This is a genomic window from Cellulomonas humilata (assembly GCF_013359775.1).
Lineage (GTDB): Bacteria > Actinomycetota > Actinomycetes > Actinomycetales > Cellulomonadaceae > Cellulomonas > Cellulomonas humilata.
Genome location: NZ_JABMCI010000070.1, coordinates 402352 through 423966, shown reverse-complemented (window position 1 = coordinate 423966; position 21615 = coordinate 402352). Strand labels below are relative to the sequence as shown.

At 72.7% G+C, this 21615-nt stretch carries 20 protein-coding genes; 8 read left to right on the top strand and 12 right to left on the bottom strand.

Annotated elements, in window-relative coordinates:
* The first annotated feature begins 135 nt into the window (after positions 1–135).
* Complete coding sequence (locus HP550_RS19080) at positions 136–2202, top strand: heterodisulfide reductase-related iron-sulfur binding cluster (protein ID WP_175349240.1); 2067 nt, start codon at positions 136–138, stop codon at positions 2200–2202.
* A complete protein-coding gene (locus HP550_RS22795; RefSeq protein ID WP_175349239.1) occupies positions 2199–2642 on the top strand; it encodes a nitroreductase/quinone reductase family protein in 444 nt (147 codons plus the stop codon). The genes HP550_RS19080 and HP550_RS22795 overlap by 4 nt, the downstream gene beginning before the upstream one ends.
* A gap of 76 nt (positions 2643–2718) precedes the next feature.
* Here HP550_RS22795 and HP550_RS19070 read toward each other — a convergent pair whose 3' ends face one another.
* The 7 genes from HP550_RS19070 to HP550_RS19040 are packed head-to-tail and all read right to left on the bottom strand — an operon-like array spanning position 2719 to position 10992.
* Positions 2719–3495, bottom strand: coding sequence for a siderophore-interacting protein (locus tag HP550_RS19070; RefSeq protein ID WP_175349238.1), 777 nt, complete (start codon positions 3493–3495; stop codon positions 2719–2721).
* A complete protein-coding gene (locus tag HP550_RS19065; protein ID WP_343048273.1) occupies positions 3492–4049 on the bottom strand; it encodes a GNAT family N-acetyltransferase in 558 nt (185 codons plus the stop codon). Before HP550_RS19065 ends, HP550_RS19070 begins: the two co-directional genes overlap by 4 nt.
* Positions 4046–6028, bottom strand: a complete 1983-nt coding sequence (locus tag HP550_RS19060) for a penicillin acylase family protein (RefSeq protein ID WP_175349237.1) — start codon at positions 6026–6028, stop codon at positions 4046–4048. Before HP550_RS19060 ends, HP550_RS19065 begins: the two co-directional genes overlap by 4 nt.
* A complete protein-coding gene (locus HP550_RS19055) occupies positions 6025–7779 on the bottom strand; it encodes an IucA/IucC family protein (RefSeq protein WP_246281009.1) in 1755 nt (584 codons plus the stop codon). The genes HP550_RS19060 and HP550_RS19055 overlap by 4 nt, the downstream gene beginning before the upstream one ends.
* Positions 7776–8306: a GNAT family N-acetyltransferase gene (locus tag HP550_RS19050; protein ID WP_175349236.1), complete on the bottom strand. Its 531-nt coding sequence runs from the start codon at positions 8304–8306 to the stop codon at positions 7776–7778. Before HP550_RS19050 ends, HP550_RS19055 begins: the two co-directional genes overlap by 4 nt.
* Positions 8303–9556, bottom strand: a complete 1254-nt coding sequence (locus HP550_RS19045; protein WP_175349235.1) for a lysine N(6)-hydroxylase/L-ornithine N(5)-oxygenase family protein — start codon at positions 9554–9556, stop codon at positions 8303–8305. The genes HP550_RS19050 and HP550_RS19045 overlap by 4 nt, the downstream gene beginning before the upstream one ends.
* Positions 9553–10992 (bottom strand): pyridoxal phosphate-dependent decarboxylase family protein, encoded by a 1440-nt coding sequence (locus HP550_RS19040; RefSeq protein ID WP_425484466.1) that lies wholly within the window; start codon positions 10990–10992, stop codon positions 9553–9555. Before HP550_RS19040 ends, HP550_RS19045 begins: the two co-directional genes overlap by 4 nt.
* A gap of 174 nt (positions 10993–11166) precedes the next feature.
* On the opposite strand from HP550_RS19040, the gene HP550_RS19035 reads away from it, so the two are divergent.
* Positions 11167–12939 (top strand): ABC transporter ATP-binding protein, encoded by a 1773-nt coding sequence (locus HP550_RS19035; protein ID WP_343048271.1) that lies wholly within the window; start codon positions 11167–11169, stop codon positions 12937–12939.
* Positions 12940–12942: 3 nt separating this feature from the next.
* On the opposite strand, the gene HP550_RS19030 is transcribed toward HP550_RS19035, so the two are convergent.
* From HP550_RS19030 to HP550_RS19020, 3 genes are all read right to left on the bottom strand, one after another.
* Positions 12943–14208 (bottom strand): threonine/serine exporter family protein, encoded by a 1266-nt coding sequence (locus HP550_RS19030; protein WP_175349233.1) that lies wholly within the window; start codon positions 14206–14208, stop codon positions 12943–12945.
* An 86-nt stretch (positions 14209–14294) separates the two neighbouring features.
* Entirely contained in the window at positions 14295–15785 is a 1491-nt protein-coding gene (locus tag HP550_RS19025) for an HNH endonuclease signature motif containing protein (protein ID WP_175349232.1), read from the bottom strand.
* 91 nt (positions 15786–15876) lie between these two features.
* Positions 15877–16290: a MarR family winged helix-turn-helix transcriptional regulator gene (locus HP550_RS19020; RefSeq protein WP_343048270.1), complete on the bottom strand. Its 414-nt coding sequence runs from the start codon at positions 16288–16290 to the stop codon at positions 15877–15879.
* 140 nt (positions 16291–16430) lie between these two features.
* Here HP550_RS19020 and HP550_RS19015 point away from each other — a divergent pair, with 140 nt between their 5' ends.
* From HP550_RS19015 to HP550_RS18995, 5 genes are read left to right on the top strand one after another with little or no spacing between them, the layout of a single operon-like run.
* Positions 16431–18329 carry an ABC transporter ATP-binding protein gene (locus tag HP550_RS19015; RefSeq protein ID WP_175349231.1) on the top strand — a complete coding sequence of 633 codons (1899 nt, stop codon included), beginning with the start codon at positions 16431–16433 and terminating at the stop codon, positions 18327–18329.
* Positions 18326–18673 carry a VOC family protein gene (locus HP550_RS19010; protein WP_175349230.1) on the top strand — a complete coding sequence of 116 codons (348 nt, stop codon included), beginning with the start codon at positions 18326–18328 and terminating at the stop codon, positions 18671–18673. Before HP550_RS19015 ends, HP550_RS19010 begins: the two co-directional genes overlap by 4 nt.
* On the top strand, positions 18670–19152 hold the full coding sequence (locus tag HP550_RS19005; protein WP_175349229.1) for a hypothetical protein: 483 nt from the start codon (positions 18670–18672) through the stop codon (positions 19150–19152). Before HP550_RS19010 ends, HP550_RS19005 begins: the two co-directional genes overlap by 4 nt.
* Before the next feature lie 41 nt (positions 19153–19193).
* Positions 19194–19811, top strand: a complete 618-nt coding sequence (locus HP550_RS19000; RefSeq protein WP_175349228.1) for a DinB family protein — start codon at positions 19194–19196, stop codon at positions 19809–19811.
* A gap of 5 nt (positions 19812–19816) precedes the next feature.
* Positions 19817–20632 carry an MBL fold metallo-hydrolase gene (locus HP550_RS18995; RefSeq protein ID WP_175349227.1) on the top strand — a complete coding sequence of 272 codons (816 nt, stop codon included), beginning with the start codon at positions 19817–19819 and terminating at the stop codon, positions 20630–20632.
* Between the two features lie 6 nt (positions 20633–20638).
* Here the strand turns inward: HP550_RS18995 and HP550_RS18990 are convergent, their stop codons facing one another.
* Both HP550_RS18990 and HP550_RS18985 read right to left on the bottom strand, forming a co-directional pair.
* Complete coding sequence (locus HP550_RS18990) at positions 20639–21103, bottom strand: NUDIX domain-containing protein (protein WP_175349226.1); 465 nt, start codon at positions 21101–21103, stop codon at positions 20639–20641.
* On the bottom strand, positions 21100–21615 hold the full coding sequence (locus HP550_RS18985) for an AAA family ATPase (protein WP_343048269.1): 516 nt from the start codon (positions 21613–21615) through the stop codon (positions 21100–21102). The genes HP550_RS18990 and HP550_RS18985 overlap by 4 nt, the downstream gene beginning before the upstream one ends.

The window sequence follows — 21615 nt, the reverse complement described above, 5'->3', positions numbered from 1 at the left end:
TGCGCCGGAAGCCATGGCTAGCGCCCCCGCGATGCACTGAAGATTTGGTCAAGACTCTACCAACCGGATTCCCATGCCACTTCCCACGGCGGTCGGTCCCACGGTCGACGGCCCTCGCGCCGCTAGCGTGGCGGCGTGAATGCGCTGCAGGTGGTGTGCCTGGTCCTGGTGATCGTCGCGACCGTCGTCGGGGTCGCGGTGTTCGCGCGCGGGATCGGCGCGATCGTGCGGACCGTCCGGGTCGGGGGGCCGGTCGCCGCGCGGTTGACCCCCGTGGGGCCGCGGCTGGCGACGCTGGCGCGCGAGGTGCTGGGGCACGGCAGGTTCCAGCACAAGCCGGTGGTGAAGGTGGCGCACTGGGTGGTGATGGTCTCGTTCCCCGTGCTGTTCCTCACACTGCTGACCGGGTACGGGCAGGTGGTCGATCCCGGGTACGCGCTGCCGCTGATCGGCCACTTCGCGCCGCTGGAGTGGGCGATCGAGGCGATCGCGTGGGCCTCTCTGCTGGGCATCGTGGCCCTGACCGTGCTGCGGATCCGGCTGGGCGCCCGGCGGAAGGACTCCCGGTTCTTCGGGTCGAACCAGGCGCAGGCGTTCTTCGTCGAGGCGACCGTGCTGGCCGTGGTGCTGGCCGTGCTCGTGCTGCGCGGGCTGGAGTACGCGCTGGGGTCGGCGAGCGCGTGGCACTTCCCGCTGACCGCATGGTTCGGCTCGGCGTGGACGGGGGTGCCGACGGCGACGCTGGAGAACGCGGTCGTCGTCGTCGCGACCGTGAAGATCGCCGTGTCGATGTCGTGGTTCGTCGTCGTCGGCCTCCAGCCCACGATGGGCGTCGCGTGGCACCGGTTCCTGGCGATCGTCAACGTGTACGCGCGCCGCGAGGCCACCGGCGGACCGGCGCTCGGTCCGCTCCAGCCGCTCCCGGTGGACCTGCTCGGCGAGGCCGAGCTGCCCGACGACGTGCGCCTCGGCGTCGGCGCCATCGAGGACTTCACGTGGAAGGGCCTGCTCGACTTCTCCACCTGCACCGAGTGCGGCCGCTGCCAGGACCAGTGCCCGGCCTGGGCGACGGGCAAGCCGTTGAGCCCGAAGCTCGTCACGCTGGCGCTGCGGGACCACGCGGCGGCCACGGCTCCGTACCTGCAGGCGGGCTCCGCTTCTCATCAGGGGCTCGACCTGCTCGGCACGGGAGTCATCGACCCCGACGCCCTCTGGGCCTGCACCATGTGCGGCGCGTGCGTGCAGCAGTGCCCGGTGGACATCGAGCACGTGGACGCGATCTCCGACATGCGGCGCTACCAGGTGCTCATGGAGTCGGCGTTCCCCAAGGAGCTGGGCGGCACGTTCAGCAAGCTGGAGCGGCAGGGCAACCCGTGGGGGCTGCCGGCGCGCAACCGGCTCGCCTGGGCGAAGGGGCTGGAGTTCGAGGTGCCGGTGGTCGGCGTCGACGTGGAGTCGGCGGCCGAGGTCGAGTACCTGTTCTGGGTCGGCTGCGCCGGCGCGTACGAGGACCGGGCCATCCGCACGACGAAGGCCGTCGCGGAGCTGCTGCACACGGCCGGGGTCAGCTTCGCGGTGCTGGGTGACGGCGAGTCCTGCACGGGTGACCCGGCGCGGCGGGCCGGCAACGAGCTGCTGTTCCAGATGCTCGCGAGCGCCAACGTCGAGATGCTCAACGAGGTCGGCGCCCAGCGGATCGTGGTCACGTGCGCACACTGCTTCAACACGATCGCCCGCGAGTACCCCCAGCTGGGCGGTCGCTACGAGGTGGTCCACCACACCGAGCTGCTGAACACCCTGGTCGCGGACGGCCGGCTGACTCTGCTGCCCTCGACAGACGAGCGCACCATCACCTATCACGACCCCTGCTACCTCGGCCGGCACAACCAGGTCTACGCGCCGCCGCGGGAGCTGCTCGGCGCGATCCCCGGCGTGCAGCTGGCCGAGATGCCGCGCAACCGCGAGCAGGCGTTCTGCTGCGGTGGCGGCGGCGCGCGGGTGTGGATGGAGGAGTCCCTGGGGACCCGCATCGGCACTGCCCGGGCCGAGGAGGCCATCGCCACGGGCGCGTCCGTCGTCGCGACCGCCTGCCCGTTCTGCACGGTGATGCTCTCCGACGGGGTCGCCGCCGCCGACCAGACCGTGGGCGTCCCCGAGGTCACCGACATCGCCCTGCTGCTCCTGGACCGGGTGCGCGAGTGATCGGCCCCCGCAGCACCGAGCAGCGCCGCAACGACGCCCTCTACCGGCTCGGTCACGACGTCGACGCCTGGGTGGCGACCACCGACACCGCCACCGGCGCCCCCCGCCTGACCCCGCTGTCGTTCCTGTGGCACGACGAGACGCTGCTGTTCGCCACGTCCGCGTCCGGCGCGACCGGCCGGAACCTCGCCGCGAACCCGTCCGTGCAGGTGGGCATCGGGCTCACCCGTGACGTGGTGCTGGTGCAGGGGACGGTCGAGGTCGTGCCGACCGTGCCGGAGGCGCTCGGGGACGCGTTCGCGACGAAGACCGGGTTCGACCCGCGCACGATCGCGGCGGCCTTCCCGTACTTCCGGCTCACCCCGCGGAGCATCCAGGTCTGGCGCGAGGAGGACGAGCTGGCCGGGCGCTGGCTGATGCGCGACGGGGAGTGGCGGTAGCGGATCGCTCGCGTGCGGACCTCGTTCCGCTGGGCGCGACGAAGTCTTCACACGAACGCGGCTCCTACCACGGCTCCTACCGGGGTGCCTTCCAGTAGCCGCAGAACGTGACGTTGGCCTTGGGGACGCTGCGCTCGTTCACCAGGAGCCGGCGGACGCCCGTGGCGATCGCCGACTCCCCGACCGCGAACGCGTACGGCGTGCCCGCGGGCCAGTCCAGCTCCCGGAGCCGGCCGAGCGCGGTGCCGCCGTCGGCGCGGGAGACCCAGTGCACGGTCATCCCCGCGGGGGCGTCGACGTCCTGGGCGTCGGCGGCGTCGATGAGCTCGACGATCGCGTGCCCGACCGTGTCCCGAGGGAGGTCCCGCAGGATCCCCGCGACGGCCGGCAGCCCGGACTCGTCGGCCAGCAGCAGCGTCCAGTCCGCCGGCACGGGCGCCCAGCCGCAGCCCTGGTCGATGAGCGCGACCTCGGCACCAGGCTCGACGGACTCGGCCCACGGACCGGCGACGCCCGCGGTGCCGTGGCAGACGAAGTCGATGTCGAGCTCGGGCAGCTCCGGCCGGAACGCGCGCACGGTGTAGCTGCGGATCACCGGCCGGGTCGACTTCGGGAGCACCAGGTAGCGCAGGTAGGACCGGGTGTCGAAGCGGTCGGGCAGGTTGTCGAACCGCGCGTGGTCGTCGACCGGCACCGCGAGCCGGAACCACTGGTCGAACCCGCGGTACTCGAACCGGCGCAGGTCGTCGCCGGCCAGGGTCACCCGGACCATGTGCGGGGTGACGCGCTCAGTGCGGGCCACGTGCGCGTGCACCAGCCCGCTCGGCGCGTGCGTGACGGTGATGCTGCTCATGCGGTCTCCGAAGGTGTCGGCAGGGTCAGAAAGGCCAGCTGCGCGCGCTTGTGCGGCAGCTCGATCACGGGGCCGGCGACGAAGCCGGAGCGGGTCATGCGCGCGAGCGCGCGGTCGTTGCGGACGTCGGGCTCGGCCACGATGCGACGCGCCCCCGGTTGACCGAGCAGGAACGCGACGATCGCGCCGAGCAGCCGGGTGGTGGACCCGGGGCGGCCGCCCACGCCGAGGAGCAGGTGGACCCCGACGTCGCCGGGCTGCACGTCGTAGCACTCGCCCACCGGGTCGTCGGCCGGGTCGTAGGCCTGCAGGAGCGCGACGGGCTCGTCGTCGCGGTGGACCAGGAACGCGTGGTGGGTGGGCAGTGCGTCGACGAACGCGTACGTGTCCCGCAGCTCCTCGCGCGTCAGCGACCCGAGCCCCCAGAACTCGGTGCCGGGCGCGGTGACCCACGCGTGGATCGTGTCGAGGTCGGCGTCCGGGTCGAGGACGCGCGTGGTGATCCGGCCCAGGCCGTCGACCGTCCGCTCGTCGACCACCTCCCCGCGCCTCACGCCCGCTCCTCGCGCAGCAGCGCCCAGTCGGTGACCACCTGCACCGTCCGCGCCGCTGCCCACGTGGTCAGCTGGTCGGTGGCGTGCGGGCTGGCCGGGTCGCCCGACGCCCCGAACGGGACGCCCCAGCGGCTGCGGTCGCGGTCGTCGAGGTCCCACACCCACCGCGCGACCGAGCCGCGCCACGACACGTCGCTCACGCCCGGCACGCTCGCCGTGCAACGGACGCAGTCGGTGTCGCCGGAGAGCGGGATCGGCTCGACCACCGGGCCGGGGAAGCCCAGCAGGGTGGGGACGGGCTGGAGACGGTGGCGATGGCCCCACCGCGCGCTGGGGCGCTCCAGCGCTGCACGCTCCAGCGCCTCGCGCGCCACGGCGTCCCCGTCGATCCCCAGCGACGCCGCTCCCAGCAGCCGCGCGAGCGAGTCGGCCACCCGCGGTCCGACGCCCAGCCACGGGTCGAGCAGCACCCCGCGACCGTGCGGGGCGTGCAGGGGCGCGAGTGCGGGGTGGGCGGTCAGCAGCAGGGCGACCTCGGTGCGCCAGGCGGCGAACGCCCCCGCGTCCGTGCTCTCGGCGTCCATGTGCCGGTCCCACGCGAGCAGCCGATCCCGCAGCGCGGCGGCGGCCGGGGAGAGTCCGACGGCCTGCCTGACCCAGCGCAGCAGCTCGTCGGCGCTGCCCTGCAGGGTGTCGCCGTGGATCACGGCCATGTCGGCCGGCGCGAATGGTCCACCTCCGTCGAGCAGCTGCCTGATCCGTCGTGCACGGTGAGGTGCCACGTACGCGCGACCGAGGTCGCGCGTGGCGGCCGCAGGCTTCTCGTTGGCGTCGACCGCGCTCTCCGTCACCGGGGTCGCTTCCGCCAGCACGTGCCACGGGGCGGGGCGCGCCGCGTCCGACCAGGCGTCGTGCGGCACGCGTCGGTCGGCGGCCGCCCGGGTCACGACGAGTCCCGCGTCGAGGCTGAGCACCGTGCCGTCGGCGTCGGCCGTGAGCACGCGGTTGACCGGGTCGACCCAGCCGCGGAGTGCCTCGACCACGTCGCCGGCCGTCCGCGCGCGCAGCAGGGGCAGCAGGCAGGAGAAGCCGACGTCTGACGCGACGCGCGCGGGGAACCGGACGCTCAGCCCGTCGAGCACCATCGGCCCGCGGTCCGTCTCGACCACGTCCACCTCGACGTCGGCGCCATCGCGCACGCGGATGGTCTCGACGGTCCGGCTCACCGGCGCCCACCCGTCCGGGCCGAGCGCGGACAGACCGTCGTCGGAGAGCCGCTCCCGGAACACCTCCACGTGGTGCGCGATCGCGTTGGTGATCCCCCACGCGGCCGTCCCCGTGTGCCCGAAGTGCTGCACCCCCGGCACCCCGGGGAACGCCAGCCCGAGCACGTCGAACTCCGGGCACGCGAGCCTGACCTGCTGGTACACGCCCGGCAGCTCGATCATCCGGTGCGGGTCGCCCGCGAGCAGCGGCTTCCCGGAGGCCGTCCGGGACCCGTGCAAGGCCCACGCGTTGGAGCCGGAGCTCTCCGGCTCGGCGGAGTCGAACAGGTCGATCGCGTCGTCGCCGAGCGTCAGGCGCACGTGCTCGTTCCAGAGCAGCCGCGGGAACATCGAGAACAGCGCGTGGTTCACGAGCATGATCCCGAGCGGGACCCAGGTGGGCCAGGGGTCGTCGGGGTCCAGCCCCGCGTTCACGCCCTCCACGTACGCGTCCACGAATGCCCGGTCCTCGTCCGCGAGCGCCGCGTGGGCCCGCTGCGCGGTGTCGGCCAGCCGGGCCCGACGGGCGAACCGGTCCCACTCGAGGCCGTCGGCGCCGATCCGCTCGGCCAGCCGCCCCTCGGCCCGCCACCGGTCCACCTCGATCTGCCACGCCCGGTCGCGCGCGGTCACCAGGCCCTGCTCGCGGGCCACCGCCAGCGGGTCCGCCGCCCGGACGTGGGGCACGCCGAGGGCGTCACGGAAGACGGTCATGCGATCGGGTTCGCGAGCGTGCCGGCGTAGATGAGCGACGACGACTGGTCGGTCAGGTCCACCATCTGGAGGGTGTTCCGCAGCTGGAGCCGGTTGAGGCACGAGTGCGCGAACCGCTCGGCACGCAGATCGACGCCCGTCTCCAGGCCGGGGTGGTCGGCGGCGTGCTGGTCGACGCACTCGCGCACCAGCGCCCAGAACGCGTCCTGCGGCAGCACGCCGTCCGTGTCGAGGACTGCCGCGAGGTGCCGGAACACCCCGTCGAACACGTCGGTGAAGATCGCGAGCGCCTGCTCGTCGGCATCGACAGGATGCCGGACGCGAGACACGCTCTCGGGCAGCGGCCGGTCCCCCAGCACGGCGACCTCCTCGCCGATGTCCTTCATGAAGACGCGAGCCGGCGCGTGCCCGTCGAGCACGAGGATGAGGTTCTCCCCGTGCGGCATGAACGCGAGCTCGTGCACCAGCAGACAGTGCACCAGCGGGCGCAGGTAGGCACGCAGATATCGCCGCACCCAGTCCTGCGGGGTCAGTCCCGACGCCCGGACGCAGGCCGTGACGAACGCGTGGCCGTCGGCGTCGCGGTGCAGCAGCGCGGCCATCGTCGCCAGCTGCTCGGTCGGTCCCACGAGCGGGACCGGGCTCTCGCGCCAGAGTGCGGCGAGCATCTTGCGGTGCGGGTTCGACGCGGGGGTCCGGTGGTAGACGTCGCCGGTGTAGCCGATCGACACCCGCTCGCGCAGCACCTCGAACCCGCACTCCGCGAGCGTCGGGTCGACGCCGACCAGGTCGAACACCCAGTCGTTGATCGCCGGGCTGTCCCGCATGTACGCCGGCGACAGCCCCCGCAGGAACCCCATGTTCTGGATCGCGAGCGCGACCTTCACGTAGTGCCGGCCCGGCCGTGTGACGTTGAAGAGCGTCCGGATCGACTGCTGCGCCACGTACTCGTCGTCCCCGTGGCCCAGCGGCACCAGGTCGCGGCGGGCCACGTCGGGCGCGAACGTCACGGCCACCCGGTGCTCCCACTGCCACGGGTGCACCGGCAGGTAGCGGTAGTCGGCGGGATCCGCACCCTCCGCCCGCAGCACGGCCTCGAACCGGTCCAGGGTCCGCGGGCCCAGCTCGTCCAGGTAGAACGCGTCCTCGTCCAGCCCGGTCCCGAGCGCCAGGTGGCTCGATGCCTTGCGCACCCCGAGCCACAGCGGCCGGATCGGGGTACCGGCCTCGGGCGAGTACGTCGCATGCTCCGAGACCCCGAAGCCGATGCGGCCGTTGTTGGCGACGAACGACGGGTGTCCCTCGGTCATCGCGCGCTCGATGGTCGGCAGGTCGGCGTGCAGCAGGTCGATCGACGACGGGCCGCCGTGGTACGCCTTGAACGCGGCGCTGGCCAGCGTCGAGGACAGCTCCTCGAGGTACACGGCGAGCAGCGCGTCGGGGATCTGGAGCAGCGGCTGGAGCTCGAGGACCAGCGCGAGGGCGTCGAGCGGGGCATCCACACCGTCGACGGTGCGCGTGACGGACTGCTCGTCGATCGCCCAGTGCTCGAGCGCCAGCCGGCGGGCGCGGAAGCGGTAGACCACGTCCCCCAGCGTGACCCGATAGCCCGCCGGATCCGCGGCGGGCGCGAGCAGCCGCTCGTGGGCGAACTCGGAGAGCGCCTTGGTCACCAGGTGCCGGTGCGCGACGCCCATGGCCACGGGATTGAGGTGCGGCGCGAGCATCGGTCGGGTGAGCAGCTCGGTCATCGTCGGCTCCCCACGGCTGCGAACGTCTCCCGCGTGCACACCGCGAGCGACGCGCGCTTGCCCGGCAGCTCGATCTCGCGCAGCACCCGGAACCCGACCTCGGCGTTCTTCGCCGCGATCCGCGCGTTGCGCACGTCCGGCTCGACGACCACCCTCGTGGCCCCCAGCTCGCCGAAGCAGAACGCCACGGTCGCCGCCATGACGGCCGACGTCAGCCCGTGCACCGGCTCCCCGGTCGGCGGGCTGACCAGCAGGTGCATCCCGAGGTCGCCGGCCTGAACCTCGGGCACCTCGGCGAGCAGCAGGACCGTCGGGTCGTAGGTCTCGACGAGGAACGTGGGCACGTCGTCGACGAACCCGATCCAGGCGTCCTGCCGGGGGTCGGCCGCGACGCCGGCCAGATAGTCGCGGACGTCGTCGAGGGACAGCCCGCCCATCTGCCAGAACGCCGACGCGGGATGCGTGAGCCAGCCGTGCACGAGGGGTGCGTACCGGTGCCGGTCGAGCGGCAGGATCTCGATGCTCATCGGACCGCCGCCCCCGCCGGCACGCCGAACTGCTGGAACGCGATCCGCCGCTCGATCGGATAGACCTCCCGGCCGGTGATCGACGCGAGGATCGAGGAGTTCCGCCACGCCCCGAACCCCAGGTCCGGCGCGGTCAGGCCGTGGGTGTGCTCCTCGGCGTTCTGCACGAACACCCGCCCGCGCCCGCCGTCGACCGAGTAGTCCCGCGCGACCGCGAACCTCCCGGTGTCGTCCCAGTCGAGCAGGTGCCGGATGCCGAGCACGAAGTCGGGCACCTGCGCGGTGTACCCGGTGGCCAGCACCAGCGCGTCCGTCCGGCGCTCGTAGACCTCGTCCAGCTGGGCGTGCCGCAGGGTCAGGGTGAACGCGCCGCCGTCCCACGCGGCGCCGAGCAGCTCGGTGTCGGTGAGCAGCGTCGTCGGCACCGGGCCGTCGAGGCTCAGGCGGTAGAGGGTGTCGTAGATGTCGTCGACCAGGTCACCGCTGATCCCCTTGTAGAGCGACCGCTGCTCGCGTCCCAGCCGCCTGCGCAGCTCCGCGGGGAGCGCGTGGAAGTGGTCGGTGTACTCCGGGGAGGTCAGCTCCAGCGTGAGCTTCGTGTACTCCATCGGGAAGAACCGCGGCGACCGCGTCACCCAGTCCAGCCGGTGCGTGGTGCCCAGCAGGTCCCGGTAGATCTCCGCGGCCGACTGCCCGCTGCCGACCACCGTGACGGACCCCGCGGTGCGCAGCGCGTCCCGATGAGCCAGGTAGCCGGCGCTGTGCACCACCGGCCCGCGCACGTGCTCCGGCACCACCGGCTGCGTCCCCACCCCGAGCACCACGTGCCGCCCCCGGTACGACTCGCCGCGGTCGGTGGTGACGACGTAGTGGTCGCCCTCCTGCTCCAGCCCGACGACGCGCCGACCCCACCGCAGCGACGGCAGCTGCGCGGCCACCCACCGGCAGTAGGCGTCGTACTCCGCGCGCAGCGGGTAGAAGCTCTCGCGGATGTAGAACGGGTACAGCCGACCCGTCGCCTTGAGGTGGTTGAGGAACGAGTACGGCGAGGTCGGGTCCGCCATGGACACGAGGTCCGCGAGGAACGGGACCTGGATCGTGGCGCCCTCGATCATCATCCCGGGATGCCAGCGGAACTCCTCGGCGGCGTCGAGGAACACCGCATCCAGGCCGTCGACCGGCGCGCTGAGCGCGGCGAGCCCCAGGTTGAAGGGCCCGATCCCGATGCCGACGACGTCGTGGACCCTCATCGGGCACCCACCTCGGCTGCGCCCACCAGGTCGTCGCGTTCGACCAGCGCCGAGGCCGCTCCCCGGACCAGCTCCAGCACCCCGCGCACGTCGTCCAGCGTGGTGTCGGGGTTGAGCAGGGTGAGCTTGAGGCACGGCCGCCCGTCCACCACGGTCTTCGCGACGACGGCCCGTCCCGACTCGAACAGGACGCGCCGCACCAGCGGCACCAGCCGGTCCGCCTGCGCGTCCGACACGTCGACCGGCTGGTACCGGAACAGGACCGTGCTCAGCTGGGTGCGGCCGATCAGCTCGAAGTCGACGTCCCGCTCCAGCTCGTCGTGCACCCGCGCGGCCAGGTCCAGCACCGTGTCGAACATCGACCCGATGCCGTCCGCGCCGAGCGCCCGCAGCGTGGTCCACAGCTTGAGCGCGTCGAACCGGCGGGTCGTCTGCAGCGACTTGTCCACCTGGTTCGGCTCCTCGGCGTCGGCCGGGTTGAGGTAGTCCGCGTGCCACGTGACGTACCGCAGGTCGGCCGGCTCGCGCACCAGCACCGCGCTGGAGGACACCGGCTGGAAGAAGCTCTTGTGGAAGTCGACCGTCACCGACCTCGCTCGCTCGATCCCGTCCAGCAGGTGCCGCCGCGTGGGCGACACCAGCAGCCCGCACCCGTACGCGGCGTCCACGTGCAACCAGACGCCCGCCCGGTCGCACTCGTCGGCGATCGCGTCCAGCGGGTCGATCCGTCCGCGGTCGGTGGTGCCGGCGGTCGCGACGACGCACATCGGCACCCGGTCGATCGCCGCCAGGGTGTCCAGCGCACCCGCCAGCGCCGCCGGGTCCATCCGGCCGTGCGCGTCGGTGCGGACCAGGAGGACCGCCTCGTCGCCCAGCCCGAGCAGGCGCGCGGACTTCTGGACGCTGAAGTGGCTGGACGCAGTGGCGAGGATGACCAGCCCCGTCCCCTGCGCGCCGGCCGCGTCCCGCGCCATCAGCAGCGCCTGCAGGTTCGACTGCGTGCCGCCCGACGTGAACACCCCGTCCCCGGCCGCGAACCCGATCCGGCCGCACGTCCAGTCGACGAGCTTGCGCTCCATCAGCGTCCCGACCGTCGACTGGTCGTAGGTGTCCAGCGACGGGTTCACGGCCGCGATGAACGCCTCCGCAACCACTGCCGGCACCGCGACCGGGCAGTTCAGGTGTGCCGCATACGCCGGGTGGTGGAACCAGACCGCGTGCTCGCCGACGAGGTCGTCGGCCTCCCGCAGAGCGGTCGCGGTCCCGAGGCCGACCGCATCCAGGTCGACCGAGTCCACGAGCTCCTGGAGCTGCTCGCGGCTCGCGCCCGAGAACGGTTGCGGGGTGTCGCGCAGGCGGCCGGCGATCCGGTCGACGGTCTCGCGCATCGCCTCGACGTACCGGTCGGCGGACGTGGCGGACAACAGCTCGTGCACGCGGAGAGCCCCTTCTCGCGACGGTTCTTAGGTAGTCCTAAGTAAGCCTCGCCTAACCTAGTGGAATCCGGGCAGGCGTCAACCCGCCGTCCACGCACGGTCTCGTCGAATCGATCCGATCTCACCTCGGAAGGCGCTATCCACGGGACGTGCCCGGATGTCACGATGGAACCCGTGACAGCCGGCCCCCACCCGCACCTCGCCGTGATCGACATCGACGGCGCCCACCCGGTCCGGTCCGTCGTCCGCCTGCTCGGAGCACACCGACGACGGGTCCTGTCCGCCGTCGCGTTCTTCACCATGAAGGACGTCCCGCTCTGGCTCATGCCCGTGATCACGGGCAAGGTCATCGACGTCGTCGTCTCCGGTGGTCCGACGAGCGAGCTCTGGCTCTGGGCGGCGGTCGCGGTCGCCGCCCTGCTGCAGAACTACCCCAACCACGTGCAGTGGACCAAGCTGTTCATGGGCGCGGTCCGGCAGATCGGCGCCGACCTGCGCAACGGCCTGACCGCCCGGCTGCAGAGCCTGTCGATCGGGTTCCACTCGCGGGTCAGCGCCTCGATCGTGCAGACGAAGGTGGTCCGCGACGTCGAGAACGTCGAGGTGATGCTCCAGCAGATCGCCCACCCCCTGCTGTCCGCGACCATGGTGATGCTCGGCGCGATCGTGATGACCGCGCTGGCCGTCCCCGAGTTCCTGCCCGTCTACGCGTTGACCATCCCGCTCGCAGTCCTGCTGCGGTTCGTGCTGGCGCGGCGGTCGCGCGAGCGCAACGAGTCGTTCCGCCGCGAGGTCGAGCACTTCTCCGCCCGCGTCGGCGAGATGGCCACGCTGATGCCGATCACCCGCGCGCACGGCCTGGAGTCCACCGCCGAGGAGCGCGTCGCCGTCGGCGCCGAGGGTGTCCGGTCCGCCGGGTACCGGCTCGACGTGCTCAACGGCCGGTTCGCGTCACTGAGCTGGGTCAGCCTCCAGCTGCTCGGCGTCCTCTGCCTGGTACTGGCCGCCTGGGTCTCGATCACCGGCGTCATCTCGATCACGCCCGGCCAGGTGGTGCTGCTCAGCTCCTACTTCGCGCTCATCACCGGCTCGGTGACCAACCTGCTGATGCTCCTGCCCATCGGCGCCAAGGGCCTCGAGTCGGTCCGGTCCATCGCGGAGGTCATGCAGGAGCCCGACCTGGAGGAGAACGCCGGCAAGCGCCGGGTCGACCACGTGGAGGGCCGGCTCACCCTCGAGCACGTGCACTTCCGCTACCCCGACGCGGACACCGATGCGCTCGACGGCATCGACCTCGACATCGAGGCCGGGCAGACCGTCGCGTTCGTCGGACCCTCGGGGTCCGGCAAGTCCACCGTGCTCAACCTCGCGCTCGGCTTCCTGCGCCCCACCGGCGGGCGGCTGCTGCTCGACGGCGTCGACACCGCCCACCTCGACCTGCGCTCCGTCCGCCGGCACGTGTCCGTCGTGCCCCAGGAGTCGGTGCTGTTCGAGGGGTCCATCCGGGACAACGTCGCCTACGGCATGCCGCGGGCCACCGACGCGCGCGTCCGTCAGGCGCTCGTCGACGCGAACGCGGCCGAGATCGTCGACGCCCTCCCCGACGGCTGGGACACCGTGGTCGGCGAGCGCGGCGCCCGGCTGTCCGGCGGCCAGCGGCAGCGGATCGCGATCGCGAGGGCCCTCGTCCGCGACCCGCGCATCCTGCTGCTCGATGAGGCCACGTCCGCCCTCGACCCGGAGTCGGAGGCCGCCGTCAAGGAGGCGCTGGCGCGGCTCATGCGCGGACGGACCACGCTCGTCGTCGCGCACCGGCTCTCGACCATCCGCTCCGCCGACCGGATCGTCGTCCTCGACGGCGCCCGCGTGGTGGAGGTCGGCACGCACGAGGACCTGCTCGCCGCCGACGGACGCTACGCCCGTTTGCAGCGCGCGCAGCAGGTGTAGACCTCAGCGCTCGAACGCCCACGTCCGGTCGGTCAGCATGCGGGCGATCGCCAGCCCGATCGCGAGCGCGGCGACGACCAGCGCCGCCTGCACCCCGAACGAGAGCGCCTCGACCGTCTCTCCGTTGGAGATGTGGAACACCGCCCGGTACGCCAGCACGCCCGGCACCATGATCGTCACCGCCGGGACGTAGACGGTGATCCGGGGGACGTCGAGCCGCGGCGCGACGACCGCCGTCAGCAGCCCGACCACGAGCGCGGCGACCGCGGCGGCCGCCTGCGGGGGCACGGCGCCCTCGACCATCACGATGCGCAGGACGTTGGCCACCATGCCGACGCCGGCCGCGGCGAGCGCAATCCGCCACGGGCTGTTGAACATGAGCGCGAAGCCGAGGACGCCCAGGAAGCTGGCGACGAAGCGGAGAGTCATCAGGAGGCCGGGGTCCAGGGCGGCGGGGGTCGGCGGGTCGGGCGTGAGCCCCACGATCAGGGAGAGCGCCCAGACCGCGAGCGCGGCGGACGTGAGGATCATCAGCGCGTACGTCAGCCGCGCGACCCCCGCCGAGAAGTCCAGCTTGGCCAGGTCCAGGAAGCCCGTGACCAGCGGGAACCCGGGGATCAGGAACAGCACCGCGGAGACGTACCCGGCGTCGTGCCCGGCACCCGTCGCACCCGTCACGTCCAGCAGGCCCACGAACCCCAGGTAGCCCAGGCACGCGACCGTCGCGCAGAGCATGGTGACGCCGAACTGGTTGAACCCGCGGTGGAGCATCGTGCGCCGCAGGGCCTGGCCGAGGAACGCCCCGACGAACACCCCGAGCACCTCGACGACCCCTCCGCTGTTCAGGAACGAGAAGGCGGCACACGCGATCGCCGCCCATAGCGCGTTGAGCACCACCGGGTACAGGGGCGGCTTGCCGGCGATGCGGTCCAGCTCGGCGGAGACTGCCTCGACGGTCGCGTGCCCGGCCGACTCCAGCCGACCGGCGAGGTGCTCGAGGCTGGTCAGCCGGTCGACGTTGACGCCGATGGTGCGCACCTCGACGACCTCGGTCCGAAAGCTCGGGCCCCGGTGCGAGGTCGTCGTGATCTCCGTCAGCGTCACGTGGGCCTCGTGCCGGTCGATGCCCAGCGCCCGGGCCACCCGGGCCATCGACGCCTTGACCCGGTACGACCCCGTCCCCGCCGACAGGCTCAGCCGCCCGACCCGCAGCACGACGCCGGACCGGCGGATCAGCTCGAGCTCGTCGTCGTCGGGCGCGGTGGGCATGGACCCATGATGGTGTGCCGACGAAGCACCCGGTGGGCCGATCGTCCCCACGGTTCGCTGGAGCGACCCCTCACTCTCCCTGCCCGTCACTGGCGGCTCGCCGAGCCCCGTGCGTCGTCGCGCATCGAGCGCACGTCAGTCCCGCCGGACACGTCGGGCGCGTTGATCGTCCGACCGTCGCGTCGCCGGCGGAACGTGTAGCGCATCGGTGCGAACGGGGGCTCGGCGTCGGGCGGCCGGCCGGACAGGACTCGTCGGCTGGCGTGGCGCTCGATCGTCAGGTCCAGCCGGTGCACCTCGTGGTGGTGGTAGTCGCACAGGAGCACGCCGTTCTCGATCGAGGTCGAGCCGCGATCCCGGTCCCACCAGCGGCTGTGGTGCACCTGCGACCAGCGCGCCGACGTGTGGCACCCGTTCCAGGCGCACTGCCGGTCCCGCGCCACGACCGCCCGCCGGTGCACGCCTGCGTAGGTGCGCTTGGTGCGCCCGAGATCCAGCGGCACTCCTTCCGCGCTCATGACGATCCGCGCGATCTCGCAGTCGCACAGCGCCTGCGCCAGCTCCGACATGGCGACGGGCGTCCCGTCCTCCAGCGTCGCAGGCACCACCGGTGCCCACGCCACAGGTGCTGGACTCGTTGACCCAACTGAGCCGAGGTCGTCGACCATCACGGCACGTTCTTCGGGGCCGACCACTGCCTCGCGGCTGCGCTGGTGATCGCGCAAGGCGGCGAACGTCTCCGCGGGCACGATGAGCGACACATGCGGCCTGCTGCCCGCTCCGGGCGCGGTCGCACCGCCGGCCGCTGCCGGTCCCGCCTCCAGCCCCGCACACGCGCGCCGGGCCAGCGCCACCAGGGCATCGGCGTTCGCCTGCGCGGGAGACCGCGTCTCGTCGGGCGCCTGCCCGGTGGAGTCCAGCGCCGCCTGGAGCGCCTCACCGGCGACCCGGTCGAGGAACCCCTTCAGGTACGTCCCCCGTGCCTGGTGCGAGAGCACCAGCGACCGCTCGCGCCGGGCGGCCTCGTGCGAGTCCTCCAGCGCCTGCGGGTCCTGCGCCGCGGCCAGCTGCGCGAGGGAGCGCGCGAAGTCCGGCGCCGACTGCGCGGACGCCAGCTGCACCACCGTCGCCTGCATGTCCGCCGACCGGAGCACCTGTGCGACCTCCGGCGACGCGGTCGCGGCGACCCGCGCCAGGACGTCCAGGTGGCCGAGCGGCACCCGCCCGTCGCCGACCGCGTCCGCCACGGCCGGCATCGACACCAGCGCGTCGGCCTGCCGGACCTCGCGGGTCGCCTCCGCCGTTCCCGTGCGGGTGAGCCGCGCCCGTGCGGCCTCGAACGACCGGTCCCCCGGTCGCTGCGACGTGCCGGCGTCGCGCTCCGCCACGAGCAACCGCGCGCGTGCCCGGGAGAGCTGCGCCGCGACGAGGTCGAGCGACGTCAGCGCCGCCGACCGCTCGGAGCCCGACCAGTCCGCACACTCGGCGACCCGCTCGACGAGGGCCGACGCCGACGCACGCAGGTGCGCGAGGGGCTCGGCAGCCCTCGTCGATCCTTCGTGCACGGCTTCGAACATACGTACGACTGTAGGCGATTCGAACAGGAGAAACAACTCCTGACCTGCGGAAACATATCCACAGACCCCTGCGCCGAGCCGCCCACAGCCCCTAGTCGCCCACCACCCGCAGCAACCGCAGCAGCTCCGCCTGGTCGTCCGGCGACAGCCGCCCCAGCCGCTCCGCCGCCCCCTCGTGCCGCTGCGCGGAGATCGCCGTCAACAAGGAACGCCCGGCAGGCGTCAGCTCCAGCAGGGTCGCGCGCCGGTCGGTCGGGTCGGGCAGTCGTCGGACCAGCCCGTCGGCCTCGGCGGCATCGACCTTCGACGTCACGGACCGCGGTGCCACGTCGAGCGACGCTGCCAGCTCGCCCAGCCGGCACGGCCCGTCGCACCGCTCCAGCGTGCGCAGCATCCGCAGCTGTCCGGGCGTCGTGCCCTGCACCTCGAGCTGGGCAGCGGCATCGCGCCGCACGCCACGGAGCACGCCATGCAGGAGCTCGAGCAGCTCACCGGACTCGTTCACGGGCAGAGACTATCCCAAGTTGTGATCCAAGCACATAGTGAGTTAACCTCAGCATCGGCATCACGAGTCCCCGGAATCAGCCACCACCCCGGCCGGTTCCCCCAGGGACGCACCAGAACCAAGGAGGTGGGCCCGTGTCCATGACGACCGGAAGCCCCAACATGCGCAGCTTCGCCAAGGACCGCACCGTGGCGGACCACAAGCTGACCCGCGACACCCTGCGGCGGATCCTCCAGTTCGCGCGCCCCTACAAGGCCAAGCTCGCGGTCTTCGTCGGCCTCATCGCCCTCGAGGCGGCGGCCGGCGCGGTCACCCCCTTGCTGTTCAAGCACCTCATCGACGACGGCATCACCGCCGGCAACACCCGGGTGGTCCTCGTCATCGCGGCGATCGTCGCCGTCCTGGCGATCGTCAGCGCCGGCCTGTCGGTCGCCGACCGCTGGGTGTCGTCGCAGGTGGGCGAGGGCCTGATCCTCGACCTGCGCACCGAGGTCTTCGACCACGTGCAGCGGATGCCGCTCGCGTTCTTCAGCCGCGCCAAGACGGGCGCGCTGGTGCAACGGCTCAACGGCGACGTGCTGGGTGCGCAGCAGGCGTTCACGTCCACGCTCCAGAACGTGGTGAGCAACTCGCTGACCATCGTCTTCGTGCTCGCCGCCATGCTCAGCATGTCCTGGCAGCTCACCCTGCTCAGCCTCGTCCTGCTCCCCGCGTTCGTCCTGCCCGCCCGCTGGTTCGGCAAGAAGATCGCGGCGATCACCCGGGAGAGCTACGCCCTCAACGCCGACGCCGCCCAGATCATGAACGAGCGGTTCAACGTCGCGGGCGCCCACCTGGTGAAGATCTTCGGCGACCCGGAGCGGGAGTCGACCAACTACGCCGCCCAGGTCGGCCGCGTCCGGGACATCGGCGTCACCCGAGCCCTGTACTCCACCTGGTTCCGGGTCGGCCTGACCACGCTCGCATCGGTCGCGGTCGCCATCGTCTACGGCCTCGGCGGCGTGATGGCGATCCGTGGCGAGCTGACCGTCGGCGTCGTCGTCGCGCTGACGGCCTACCTCGCCCGTCTCTACGGGCCCCTCACGGCGATGTCGAACGTCCAGGTGGACGTCATGACCGCGCTGGTCAGCTTCGAGCGGGTGCTCGAGGTGCTCGACCTGGAGCCGACGGTGACCGAGAAGCCCGACGCGATCGACCTGCGCGTCGAGAAGGCCACGCACGGCGCGACCGTCGAGCTCGACGCGGTCGGCTTCCGCTACCCGGGGGCCGACGAGGTGTCACTGGCCTCCCTGGAGTCCGTCGCGACCCTGCGCAACGAGCCGATCGAGGACACCCTGCGCGACGTCAGCTTCACCGTTCCCGCGGGCCACATGGTCGCGCTGGTCGGCCACTCCGGTGCCGGCAAGACGACGATCTCCCAGCTGGTCACCCGCATGTACGACCCGACGCGCGGCGCGGTGCGAATCGCCGGCGCCGACCTGCGCGACGTGACGCACGAGTCCCTGCGCGCGACCGTCGGCGTGGTCAGCCAGGAGGCGCACCTGTTCCACGACACCATCGCGGAGAACCTGCGCTACGCCCGCCCGGAGGCCACGGACGCCGACATCGAGCGCGCGCTGGAGCAGGCCCACATCGCGCAGCTCGTCGCGACCCTGCCCGACGGCATCCACACGGTGGTCGGCGACCGCGGCTACCGCCTCTCCGGTGGGGAGCGCCAGCGGCTCGCGATCGCGCGCATGCTGCTCAAGGCGCCCGACGTCGTCATCCTCGACGAGGCCACCGCGCACCTCGACTCCGGCTCGGAGGCTGCCGTGCAGGCGGCGCTCGACGAGGCCCTGTCCGGCCGCACGAGCATCGTCATCGCCCACCGCCTGTCCACCATCCGGCAGGCCGACGCCATCGTGGTCCTCGACCACGGCCGAGTCATCGACCAGGGCACGCACACCGAGCTGCTGGCCCGCGGCGGTGTGTACGCGGAGCTGTACCGGACCCAGTTCGCCAGCACGGAGGGCGCGGAGCCCGCTACCGTCGCCGCATGATCGGACGGATCGACGAGGTGGTCGTCGACTGCGCGGACCCGGGGGCGCTCGCGCGCTTCTGGGCCGACGTGCTCGGCGGCACCCCACGGGCGCGCGACGACGACTGGCACTACGTCGACCCGCCCGGCTGGACGCGCCTCGCGTTCCAGCGGGTGCCCGAGGGCAAGGTGGTGAAGAACCGCCTGCACCTCGACGTCGAGGTCGCCGACATCGCGGCGGCCACCGAGCAGGCCGAGGCACTGGGCGCGACGAGGTTCGGTGAGGTCCACGACGACACCGCCGGCTCGTTCCAGGTGCTGCTCGACCCGGAGGGCAACGAGTGGTGCGTGGTGAAGCCCGCGTGACGCGCGCCGCCGCCCTGCTCGTCGCGGCGATCCTCGTCCTCGGTGTCACCTCGTGCGTGCCCGGCGCGTCCGGGGCGTCGTGCCAGGCCGACTACCCCTCCTACGGCACGACCGCGGAGCTCGAGGACAGCGCCGACCTCATCGTGCGGGGCACGTTCACCGCGCTGGAGGACGACGACACCGAGGGCTACCCGCGCACGGTCGCGATGGTCGACGTCGTGGCGACCGCGACGGGCGACGCGACCCCGGGGTCGGCCCTGGAGATCGCCTACACCCGGTGCGACGACGCCGTGCAGCTGGGCCTGGAGGTCGGCGACGAGTACGTGCTCCTGCTCTCCGACCCCGCCGATGATGCGCTGCCGACGCCGGTGAACATCTCCCAGGCCTTCTACCCGGTCGAGGACGGCCGTGCCGTCGCCACACCCGACAACCCCGTCGAGCTCACCCCCGCGACCCTCCAGGCGCTCGGCCTCTCCTGAAACCTGTTGCGGTCGTCGTGCCGACGGTGCACGGTCGGCGCATGAGCGTCCCTCCTCGCCTCGCGCCCCTGCTCGCCGAGTACGACTTCGCGAGCGAGCGCCTGGTGCACCGACTGACCGGACCGACAGTCGACAGCGGCGACGGCCTCCAGGTCGAGGTCCCACCGCTCACCGACGCCGAGCTCCTGTGGGAGCCAGTGCCGGGCGCGTGGACGATCCGCCGCCAGGCGGACGGACCAGGGGGTCTGGGCGCGACGCGGCTGGTCGGGTCGGGCGAGTGGGGTCACGACGGCGGCCGCCCGCACCCCTGGCCGCCGCCGGTCACCTCCATCGGCTGGCGGATCAACCACGTGACCAAGACGCTGGCCGGGCGGGCGGACCACACCGACGGCACCCACACCCACACGGAGCAGGGCGACGAGCCGCAGGGCACCGCCGCGGGAGCGATCGACCACCTGACCGCGGCCCTCGCGGCCTGGCGCGCGACGCTCCTGGGGGCCGACGACGCCGCTCTCGACACGGTCGGCTACAGCACGTACCCGAACGGCTCCGACGCCGAGGACGTCTTCCTCGACGTCGTCTGGTGGATGAACCAGGAGGTCGTCCACCACGGCGCCGAGATCGCCCTTCTGCGGGACCTCTACCTGCGGCTAGCGTGACGAGCGTGACCTTCTGGATCTGCGGCACGTGCGCCGTGGAGAGCGCCGAGCAGGACGACGTGTGCGCCATCTGCGCCGACGAGCGCCAGTGGGTGCCGGCCACCGGCCAGCGCTGGACCACCCTGGAGGACCTCCGCGCGGAGGGCTACCGCGCGCACCTCGAGGAGCTCGAGCTCGACCTCTACGCGATCACCAGCACCCCGGCCGCCGGCATCGGCCAGCAGTCGAAGCTGCTGGTCACCCCCGACGGCAGCCTGCTGTGGGACCCGATCGGCTTCTTCGACGACGAGGTCGTCCACGCGATCCTCGCGCTCGGCCCGGTCCGCGCGATCGTCGCCAGCCACCCGCACATGTACGGCATCCAGGTGGAGTGGAGCCGCGCGCTGGGCCACGCACCGGTGCTCGTCGCCGAGACCGACGCCCGCTGGCTCAACCGGCCGGACCACGTGATCCAGACGTGGTCCGGCGAGCTCGAGGTCCTGCCCGGCGTCACCCTGTCGCAGCCCGGCGGCCACTTCCCCGGCAGCGCGATCGCGCACTGGGCGGCCGGCGCGGCGGGCCTGGGCGTCGTGCTCAGCGGCGACACGGTCTTCGCCAACCCGGACCGCAAGTCGGTCGCGTTCATGCGCAGCTACCCGAACCACCTGCCGCTGTCCGGCGCCGTCACTCGCCGGGTCGCCGACCACCTCGACCGCCTGGAGTTCGACCGCCTCTACGGCAACTTCGCGAACGTCATCGCGTCCGACGCCAAGGCGGTCGTCCGCCGCTCCGCGGACCGCCACATCGGCTGGGTGAACGGCGACTTCGACCACCTGACCTGACGGCCCCTACGAGCCGAGGGCCTCCTCCAGCCGGTCGACGAACGCCGCCTGCGCCTTCACCACGAGCCGACGAGCGTCGTCCGGCGCGAACCATCCCGCCCGGTCCAGCTCGGGGACCAGGAGCGTCTTGCCCGACCGCGGCGGCCAGGCGACCTCCACCAGGTTGCTGGCGATCTCGGACGCGTCCAGATCCCCCTCGAGCGCCCACGCGGTCACCACCTTGCCGCCGCTCTGCTTCACGTCCCCGAGGGGAAGGGGTTCTGACGACGGCGCGGCCACCCCGAGCTCCTCCGCGAACTCCCGCAACGCGGTCTGGAACGGGTCCTCGCCCGGCGACGGCTCCCCCTTGGGGATCGTCCACGCGCCCTCGTCCTTGCGCGCCCAGAACGGCCCGCCCATGTGCCCCAGCAGCACCTCGAGCCCGGCGGTGCGCCGGAACAGCAGGATCCCCGCGCTCGTCCGCGCGCTCACAGCGGCAGCCCCGCCAGGATCGCGTCGACGGTCTCGTCCGGCGTCTGCTCGGACGTGTCCAGCCACAGCCCTGTCCGCGGCGTCCCGTCGCGCAGTCCGGCGTCGAGCTGCTCGACGGTCCACGCCCCGTAGCCGGTCTTGCCCCGCCCCGCCTCGCGCGCCGCCACCGTCGATGCGGACGGCGCCAGCACGACCACCCACGGCGGGTTCCGGAACATCGCCACCCACGAGGGCAGGTCGTCCCCGAGCGCGATGTCCTGGACGACCGCGGTGAACCCGGCGTCGGCATACTCGTCGGCCACCATCGCGGCCAACCGGTAGCGCAGCCGCAGCTGCGCGAGCGACTCCGCCGACAGGTCGGTCCCTACCTCGGCTCGTCCCGAGACGACCATCCGCCGGAACACGTCGCCCCGCACGTGCACGGACCGTGGCAGCCGCTCGGCCAGCAGCTGCGCCACGGTCGACTTCCCGGCGGCCATGATCCCGGTGATCAGGACCACGGTGCCGGTCAC